This is a genomic window from Hymenobacter sp., from assembly GCF_031398885.1.
Lineage (GTDB): Bacteria > Bacteroidota > Bacteroidia > Cytophagales > Hymenobacteraceae > Hymenobacter.
Window position 1 is genome coordinate 82,325 of record NZ_JANNOD010000040.1, and the last position, 8,405, is coordinate 90,729.

7 protein-coding genes are annotated in these 8,405 nt (G+C 65.8%); 5 read left to right on the forward strand and 2 right to left on the reverse strand.

Translation table 11 applies throughout. The features are described 5' to 3' along the window. The first annotated feature begins 150 nt into the window (after nt 1-150). Nucleotides 151-1,620: a glutamate synthase subunit beta gene (locus RMO51_RS07160; protein ID WP_310393325.1), complete on the forward strand. Its 1,470-nt coding sequence runs from the start codon at nt 151-153 to the stop codon at nt 1,618-1,620. A 170-nt stretch (nt 1,621-1,790) separates the two neighbouring features. On the opposite strand, the gene RMO51_RS07165 is transcribed toward RMO51_RS07160, so the two are convergent. After that, nucleotides 1,791-2,957: a geranylgeranyl reductase family protein gene (locus tag RMO51_RS07165; protein ID WP_310393327.1), complete on the reverse strand. Its 1,167-nt coding sequence runs from the start codon at nt 2,955-2,957 to the stop codon at nt 1,791-1,793. Between the two features lie 238 nt (nt 2,958-3,195). Between RMO51_RS07165 and RMO51_RS07170 the strand changes: the two genes are divergently transcribed. The 4 genes from RMO51_RS07170 to RMO51_RS07185 all read left to right on the forward strand — a co-directional run bounded on the left by RMO51_RS07170 (nt 3,196) and on the right by RMO51_RS07185 (nt 7,324). Then, the gene (locus RMO51_RS07170; protein WP_310393329.1) at nt 3,196-3,906 is read left to right on the forward strand and encodes a GAF domain-containing protein; all 711 of its coding nucleotides are present in this window, start codon (nt 3,196-3,198) and stop codon (nt 3,904-3,906) included. A gap of 54 nt (nt 3,907-3,960) precedes the next feature. Beyond that, on the forward strand, nt 3,961-5,127 hold the full coding sequence (locus tag RMO51_RS07175) for a 1-deoxy-D-xylulose-5-phosphate reductoisomerase (protein WP_310393330.1): 1,167 nt from the start codon (nt 3,961-3,963) through the stop codon (nt 5,125-5,127). Between the two features lie 166 nt (nt 5,128-5,293). Beyond that, entirely contained in the window at nt 5,294-6,637 is a 1,344-nt protein-coding gene (gene rseP / locus RMO51_RS07180; RefSeq protein ID WP_310393332.1) for an RIP metalloprotease RseP, read from the forward strand. A 192-nt stretch (nt 6,638-6,829) separates the two neighbouring features. Continuing rightward, nucleotides 6,830-7,324: a DUF6702 family protein gene (locus tag RMO51_RS07185; RefSeq protein WP_310393334.1), complete on the forward strand. Its 495-nt coding sequence runs from the start codon at nt 6,830-6,832 to the stop codon at nt 7,322-7,324. Nucleotides 7,325-7,473: 149 nt separating this feature from the next. Here the strand turns inward: RMO51_RS07185 and RMO51_RS07190 are convergent, their stop codons facing one another. Further along, entirely contained in the window at nt 7,474-8,142 is a 669-nt protein-coding gene (locus tag RMO51_RS07190) for a DUF2461 domain-containing protein (protein ID WP_310393336.1), read from the reverse strand. Between the last annotated feature and the right edge of the window lie 263 nt (nt 8,143-8,405).

Sequence of the window (8,405 nt, forward strand, 5' to 3'; positions counted from 1 at the left end):
CCCCGGTTCGCTACAAGCGCGAAGCCCGCGGAGAGGGGGGCCAGGCGATTTCCACACGAAGCATAACCGGTGCCCCCTCTCCGCGGGAGAGGGGGTCAGGGGGTGAGGTGAACCGCCAGCGCCGCCCGAACAATCAATTAACCCAATACCATGCCCAACCCCACCGGTTTCAAGGAATTCAGCCGCGAGCTACCGCCCAAGGCGGCCCCGGAAGAGCGCGTGGCCCACAACCGCGAGTTTGTCGGCACCTACTCCGAAGGACAGCTCACGCAGCAGGCGGCCCGTTGCATGGACTGCGGCATTCCGTTCTGCCACGCGGGCTGCCCGCTGGGCAACATCATCCCCGAATTCAACGACGCCGTGCGCGAGGAAAAGTGGGAAGACGCCTACCAGATTCTCAGTGCCACCAACAACTTCCCGGAGTTCACCGGCCGCATTTGCCCGGCGCCGTGCGAGGCGGCCTGCGTGCTCAGCATCCACAGCGCGCCGGTGGCCATCGAGGAAATCGAGAAACACATCATCGAAATTGCCTTCTTGAAAGGCTACGTGCAGCCGACCGCGCCAATCTTGAAATCGGGCAAGACGGTAGCGGTGGTAGGCTCGGGGCCGGCCGGGCTGGCGGCGGCGGCGCAGCTGGCCAAGGCCGGCCACTCGGTCACGGTATTCGAGCGCGACGACCAGCCTGGCGGCCTGCTCCGCTACGGCATCCCCGATTTCAAGCTGGATAAATGGGTAATTGACCGCCGCATTCAGCTGCTGGAAGACGACGGCATCGTATTCCGCTGCAACACCGAAATCGGCCGCGACCTGCCGGGCGCCGAGCTCACCCGCGGCTTCGACGCCGTGGTGCTGGCCGGGGGCGCCAGCGTGCCGCGCGACCTTCGAATTCCTGGCCGCGAGCTGCCGGGCATCTACTTCGCCATGGACTACCTCACCCAGCACAACCGCCGGGTGAGCGAGCTGCCCATCGACCACGAGCCGCTGGTTTTCACCGGCCAAGACGTGGTGGTCATCGGCAGCGGCGATACGGGCTCCGACTGCGTGGGTACGGCCAACCGCCAGGGGGCGCGCTCCGTCACGCAGTTTGCCCTCATGCACCGGCCCGGCGCCGAGCGGCCCGCCCACACGCCCTGGCCGCAGGAGCCCCACATTTTCCGCAGCAGCAGCTCCCACGAAGAAGGCTGCCAGCGCTACTGGGGCATCAACACCAAAGCCTTTCTGGCCGATGAGGCCGGCCAACTCCGCGCCCTGCTCGTGAGCGACGTGACCTGGGAAACCGACGTGCTGGGCCGCCGCCTGCGCTTCGAGGACGTGCCGAATTCCGACCGCGAAATCCCCTGCCAGCGCGTGTTGTTGGCCCTGGGCTTCACCGGTCCGCGCGCGGATGGCCTGCTCACCGAGCTGGGCGTGGCGCTGGACGAGCACGGCCACGTGCGCGCCGCCGAGCCGGCCTACCAAACCACCCGCCCCAGCGTGTTCGTGGCCGGCGACATGCGCCGGGGCCAGTCGCTGGTGGTGTGGGCCATTTCGGAAGGCCGGGAGGCGGCGCGGGAAGTTGATGTGTTTCTGATGGGGAAGACGGCTTTGCCTAGTAAGAATGCGGTGGGCATGTTCGCGTAACGCCGGTGCTTGCGAGTGAAGGGTGGCGGCTTGCTGTCGAAAAGCTACGAAGCGGCTGCCCGCTTGGTAATCGAAGCCCTCGCTTCAGAGCCGCTGTCAGTACTCCTCCTTGCTGCGCGGCATTTTTCCGCAGCCCAAATTATTGGTTGGTTCCGTTCCCGCCCTCTTCCCTACCCTATCGCCCGCTGCACCCAGGGCTTGAGCCCCGGCACCCGCGCCAAGCGCACGGCGGCGTCCACCAGCCAGGGCTTGGTGCTGAGGAAGCGCATGAGGCGGTAGCTCTTGGCCAGCTTGCGGCCAATTTTTTCGGCTATTTGCGCATCGTATTGGGCGGTGAAGGCGGCGCTAAAATCCCGCTGCGCACAGCACGCCGCCGCTTGGGCAGCGGCCAGAATACCGCTTTGAATGGCCGTATCGATGCCGTGGCCCTGCAGCGGGTCTATGAGGGAGGCCGCATCGCCGCAGAGCAGAAACCGCGCGCCGCTGATGGGCCGCACGCGCCCCCCGCCCAACGGTAGCCCGAAGCCCACCACGGGCCCCAGCTGCCGGGCCGCGGCGAAGCGGCCGGCCAGGGCGGGGTGCGTGGCCAGCAGCCGGAGCAGGGTTTGCTTGAGGTCGACTTTGTGCGCCGCCACCACTTCGGCCAGCATACCCAGGCCCACGTTGTAGCGCCCCTGCCCCACCGGAAACAGCCAGCAGTAGCCGGCCAGGTAGTCGCGGGTGAGGAAAAACTCGGTGGTGCCGCTCTCGGCCCCGGCAATGTTTTCGAAGTAGGCCCGCACGCCCACGCAGTGGTGGGCCCGCGCCAGGCGCGGCTCGGGCAGCAGCTTGCGGCCCACCACCGAGTGGGCCCCGTCGCAGCCTATCACCAGCCGGCTGGTAATCTCGGGGCCCTGGGCGGGCAGCAGGCGCACGTGGTCCGCCTCCAGGCGCAGGTCCCTGAGCGCCGTGCTTTCGAGGATGACGGTGCGGGCGGCGTGGGTGCGCACCAGGGTCAGCAGGGCCTCGTCGAACGTCGCGCGGGGCGAGCTGAAGCTGGGCAGCTTCCACTCCAGCACGAGGCTGCCGCCGTTGGGGGCCACCAGTCTGGACTGGCGCACGGCATCCAGTGGCTCCAGCTGCCACAGGCTGTCGGCAAAAGCGGGGTCGAGCTGGCGCAGGGCCTTGAGCGCGTGGCCGGGGATGGCGTCGCCGCACACCTTGTCGCGCGGGAACCGGGCCTTGTCGAGCAGCGCCACGCGCAGGCCGCTGTGGCGCAGGGCCAGGGCGCAGGCCGTGCCCGCCGGGCCCGCGCCGATGATGGCCACGTCGTAGTCGAAAGCAGGCGAAGAAAGCACGGCTTCAAAGGTAGCGGGCGGCGCGGGGCGGCCGGCGGCCGGCCCGGACGTCCGCGTTTCTGCGCGGCGGGCAAGCCGAATTTTTTTACCGTGCGGGCGGCCCCAACACGTTCGGTTTGACCCGAAATGGCCGCGCAACGCCCCACCCGGCCCGCCCGCCACGGGCCCGACCCGGCCGCCGGTATTTTTTTATCACCGACTCACATTTTTCAGTAGATTGCCCGCTCTTCGCCCTGCTTTGACTACCACGCCTCCCTCCTTGATTCCGGCCGACGATGCGGCCCGCCTCCGCGCGCTGGAACGCTACCAGCTTCTGGACGGGCGCAGCGAGCACGTGCTGGACGAGGTGGTGGCCGCCGCCGCCCGGCTGTTTCGGGTGTCCAACGCCATGCTGTCCATCGTGGAGGAAAACGAGGTGCTGATTAAGGCGCCCTACAACCTGCCGGTGGCCCCGGAGCGCATTCCGCGCGCGCAGAGCCTGTGCTCGGCCACCATTCTGCAGGCAGACACCGCCGTGTTCGAAGACCTGGCCACGGCCAGCGCCCCGGGCGTCGACATCGCGCTGGTTCAGCAATTGGGCCTGCATTTCTACGCCGGCCACAGCCTGCGCACCCCCGACGGCCACAACATTGGCTCGCTGTGCCTCTTCGACGGCCCGCCCCGCAGCTTCACGCCGGCCGAGCGCGGCTTGCTGGGCCAGGTGGCCGGCCTGGTCATGAGCCTGCTGGAGCTGCGCCGCTCGCTGGGCCCTCATTCCGGCATCACGGCCGTTTTTTGGGAACTGATTTACCGGGCCATCGCCGAGCAGCTGGCCCACCTCACGGCCCTGGTCGAGCACGCAACGCCCCCTGCCGGCCCCGCGCCGCTCACCGACGCCGTGGCCCAGGACGCCGGCGCCATCGTGGCCAGCATCCACCAGCTCGTGGCCGCCACCCTGCGCCGGCCCTGAGCCGGGCCACCCGGGGGCGCCGTACTTTTGCGGCGTTTCCGTGTTGGTAGCATTATGGTCAAAGACAATACAGTAAAAACGCTGGCCCTGCTCGGGTCCACGGGCTCCATCGGCACGCAGGCGCTGGAGGTGGTGCGCCAGCAGCCTGGCCGGTTCCGGGTGGCGGTGCTCACGGCCCAGCGGCAGTGGGAGCTGCTGGCCCGACAAGCGCGGGAGTTTCGGCCCGCCGTGGTCGTTATCGGCGATGAGAACTTGTACCAGTCCCTGAAAACGGCGCTGGCCGACCAGCCCGAAACCGAAGTGGTGGCCGGGGCGGCGGCCCTGGCCGAAGTCGTCACCCGGCCCGAAATCGACATGGTGCTCACCGCTCTGGTGGGCTACGCCGGGCTGCTGCCCACGGTGGCCGCCATCCGCGCGGGCAAGGACATTGCCCTGGCCAACAAGGAGACCCTGGTGGTGGCCGGCGAGCTCATCACCGGCCTCGTGCGGCAGCACCGGGTGCGCCTGCTGCCCGTCGACTCCGAGCATTCGGCCATTTTCCAGTGCCTGGTGGGCGAGGAGCAGAACCCCATCGAGAAAATCATCCTCACCGCTTCGGGTGGTCCGTTTCGCGGCCGCTCGGCCCAGCAGCTGGAGGCCGTGACCAAAGCCCAGGCCCTGAAGCACCCCAACTGGGAGATGGGCGCCAAAATCACCATCGACTCGGCCTCGCTTATGAACAAGGGCCTGGAGGTGATTGAGGCCAAGTGGTTGTTTGGGCTTACGAACGAGCAGATTGACGTGGTGGTGCACCCGCAGAGCATCGTGCACTCGCTGGTGCAGTTCCGCGACGGCTCGCTCAAGGCCCAGCTCGGCCTGCCCGACATGAAGCTGCCCATTCAGTACGCGCTGGGCTACCCGCACCGGCTGGCCAACGCCTTCCCGCGCTTCTCCTTCCTCGACTACCCCAGCCTCACCTTTGAGGCGCCCGACCGGGCCGCGTTCCCGAACCTGGAATTGGCCTTTGGGGCCATGCGCCGCGGCGGCAACGCGCCCTGCGTGCTCAACGCCGCCAACGAAGTAGCCGTGGCCGCCTTCCTGCGCGAGCAGGTGGGTTTCCGCCAAATGTCGGACCTGGTGGCGGGGTGCCTGGCGCGGGTTTCGTACCTTGCGGAGCCGCGGCTGGCCGATTTGGTGGCCACCGACGCGGAGACGCGGCGGCTGGCTGTTTCTTTGTTATGAGCAGGCTAAAAGAACGTCATGCTGAGCGGAGTCGAAGCATCTCTATCGCGCAACTAAATTCACCCGATTGGGATTACTACCCCGGTAGAGATGCTTCGACAAGCTCAGCATGACGTTCTTGTTTGCTTCCGTCACTACTTCCCTTCATCACTAGTTCGTTACCCCGTTGGAAATTCTCACCATGATTGGCCAGCTGGTGTTGGCCCTCTCGATACTCGTTGGCTTGCACGAATTCGGCCATTTTGCCTTCGCCAAGCTGTTTAAAATCCGGGTCGATAAATTTTACATCTTCTTCGACTTTCTATTTCCGATGCCCACGGTGGCAAATTTCGCCCTCATCAAAAAGAAGGTGGGCGAGACGGAATACGGCATTGGCTGGTTCCCGCTCGGCGGCTACGTGCAGATTCACGGCATGATAGACGAAACCCAGGACGCCTCCTCATTGGCCGGGCCACCCAAGCCCGACGAGTTCCGCGGCAAGCCGGCCTGGCAGCGCCTGCTGGTCATGCTCGGCGGCATCATCATGAACGTGGTGCTCGGCATTGCCATTTTCGCGGCCATGACCTTCCACTACGGCGACGTGTTTCTGCCGGCCTCGGAGGCCCGCTACGGCATCCTGCCCAACGGCCTGGGCCGCGAAATCGGCTTCCGCACCGGCGACAAAATCGTGAAAATCAACGGCCGCCCGTTCACCGAGTTCGACGACGTGTACCGGCCCGACGTCATCATGGGCGACAACTCCTACTACACCGTGGAGCGCAACGGGCAGTTGGAGGACATCAAAATTCCGGCAAACTTCCTCGACAAGTTCGGCAAGCAGAGCGCCGACAGCCTGCTGGTACGCCCCCGCGAAACCTTCGCCGTGGAGCGCGTGGTGGCCGGCGGTGCCGCGGCCAAAGCGGGCCTGCTGGCCGGCGACGAGATTACGACCGTGGGCGGCCGGCCCGTGCTCTTCTTCGACGAGCTGCAGGCCGCCCTGCTAGCCAACAAGGGCAAAAAAACCTCGGTTATCGTGCGGCGCAACGGCCAAACCGTGCCGCTGGCCATTGAGGTGAGCAGCTCGGGCCGCATCGGCTTCGAGCGCAAGTCCACGCTCAAGCTCGGCACCCGCGAGTACTCGCTGGCCGAAGCCATTCCGCAGGGCGTCACCAAGGCCTTTGGCGTCATCGGCCTGCAGGCCCGGGCCTTTGCCAAAATCGGCCGGGGCGAAATCTCGGCCTCCGAAAGCCTGGGCGGGCCGGTGGAAATTGCCCAGCAGTTCGGCGGCACCTGGGACTGGCAGCACTTCTGGGGGCTGGCCGCGGGCCTGAGCATGGTGCTCGCCTTCATGAACCTGCTGCCCATTCCGGCCCTCGACGGCGGCCACGTGGTGTTCCTGCTCTACGAGATGGTGCTGCGCCGCAAGCCCTCCGATGCCTTCCTGGAAGGCGCCCAGCGGGTGGGTACGGTCCTGATTCTGGCCCTGATGGCCTACGTCATCGTGTTCAAACAGGTGATGAAGCTGTTTTAGCAGTTAATGGCCTCAAGGCTAGCTGTCGCTGAAACGTTGTAGAGACGCATAGTTGCGTCTTGCCATTGCCCAATGATGGCGCAGACGACGAGACGCAATTATGCGTCTCTACAACGGGCCCGCTATTTCGGCTTCTTTTCAACCAGCGCCCATTCCACCTTGCGCCGCTCTCCCGCCAACTCTCAGCAACTGATGCGCTTTTTCCTGGTTCTCGTCGCGGGCGTCTTGCTGGCCACTACGGCCCGGGCCTTCCACGCCTACCACGCCACGCTCACCGAGCTGCGCTACAACGCGGTCAAGCAGCAACTGGAGCTGTCGGTGAAGGTGTTTACCGACGACTTTGAAAAAGCCCTGTCCCGGGGCCAGCCCACGCCGGTGAGCCTGGCCGCGCCCGGGCCCCGCGCCCTGGTGCTGGCCACGGCCTACCTGCAGCGCACCCTGCAAGTGAGCACGCCCACCGGCGCCCCGCTGCCGCTGCAGGTGCTGGGCATGCAGGCCGAAAAAGACGGCTACTGGTTTTACTGCAAAGTGCCGCTGCCCGGCCCGCTGCCCGCCGTGCAGTTGCGCCAGGCCGTGCTGCTGGACGTGTTCGGCGACGAGGTCAACATCGTCAACGTCGAAGCCGGCGCCAAAAAGCAAAGCGCCCTCTTCCGCGCCGGCCACGAGCAGGAATTGCTGACGTGGTAGCCCCGCAGCGCGGCAAGCGCCTCTGCGGCGCGCTTGCCTAGGGCAGTTTTGCATTCAGTGTACCGGTTGGCTGGCTCCCCTCTCCACAGGAGAGGGGCCGGGGGTGAGGTCAGCCCGGCCGGAGTCGATACCACGATTCCGAAATGGTGCTAGGGCGCTACGGCGCTGCGCAGGTACTGGCAAAACGGCACCATGGCCCGGAACACCTCCAACACGTGAGCCCGAAAGTCCTCGTGGCTAAGCACGTCGGCATCGGGCATTTCGTACCAGGCGGTGAAGCTTTTGTGCTTCAGCAGCTCGATTTCGGGATGGTCGGCGGGGTAGCCGGCGGGGCCTTTCTTGAGCTTGTCGCCGGTGATGCGGCCGAAGTAGCGCTGGAAGTCGGGGGCGGCCACCACGGCTTTTAGCGCGTCGGCATTGTAGTCGATTTCCTGCCGGATGGCGGCCAGCTGGGCTTTATCGGGCTGGTAGAGGCCGCCGGCCACCATCGTCTGGCCGTTAGGGCCCAGCTGCAGGTAGTAGCCGGGGGCGTCCACTTCCTTGGCCCGGCTGGCGTTGAAGTAGGCCGAAAAATGCGTTTTGTACGGATCCTTGTTCTTGCTGAACCGCACGTCGCGGTAAATGCGAAACAGGTTTTTGTTGCCCTCGGGCCCGGCCAGCGCCGGGTCGAGCAGGGCCAATTCTTGAAACCAGAAGTCCGCGTCCTCTTCAAACTGCCCGCGCAGCTGGTCGTAGGTGGCCTTGCGCTCCTGGAACCAGGGCCGCTCGTTGTGCTTGGCCAAGCCAGAAAGGAAAGTGAACAAAGGTTTAAGCTGCATGAGTTGGTGAGGTTTGGGCGGGCGAATTCTTCCTTGAAAAGAAAGGGTGTTTTTGTTTAGAAGCTGTTTGAAATAACAAAACGGTCCTGCCTCGTTCCGGCGTCAACCTCACCCCCTGACCCCCTCTCCCAAGGAGAGGGGAGTCTGACGCCAGGGCGGGACCGGTGCCCCCTCTCCACGGGAGATCCTCGACCTCGTCATCGGCCTGCGCCAGCAGCGTGACATGCGGTGCAAAGCGCAACGCAGCGCCGAGGCAGCTCTCG

Bases quoted from the DNA above. Each gene is read 5' to 3' on its own strand.
- RMO51_RS07160 (WP_310393325.1), top strand. From the start codon at position 151: ATGCCCAACCCCACCGGTTTCAAGGAATTCAGCCGCGAGCTACCGCCC.
- RMO51_RS07175 (WP_310393330.1), top strand. From the start codon at position 3,961: ATGGTCAAAGACAATACAGTAAAAACGCTGGCCCTGCTCGGGTCCACG.
- RMO51_RS07185 (WP_310393334.1), top strand. From the start codon at position 6,830: ATGCGCTTTTTCCTGGTTCTCGTCGCGGGCGTCTTGCTGGCCACTACG.
- RMO51_RS07190 (WP_310393336.1), bottom strand. From the start codon at position 8,142: ATGCAGCTTAAACCTTTGTTCACTTTCCTTTCTGGCTTGGCCAAGCAC.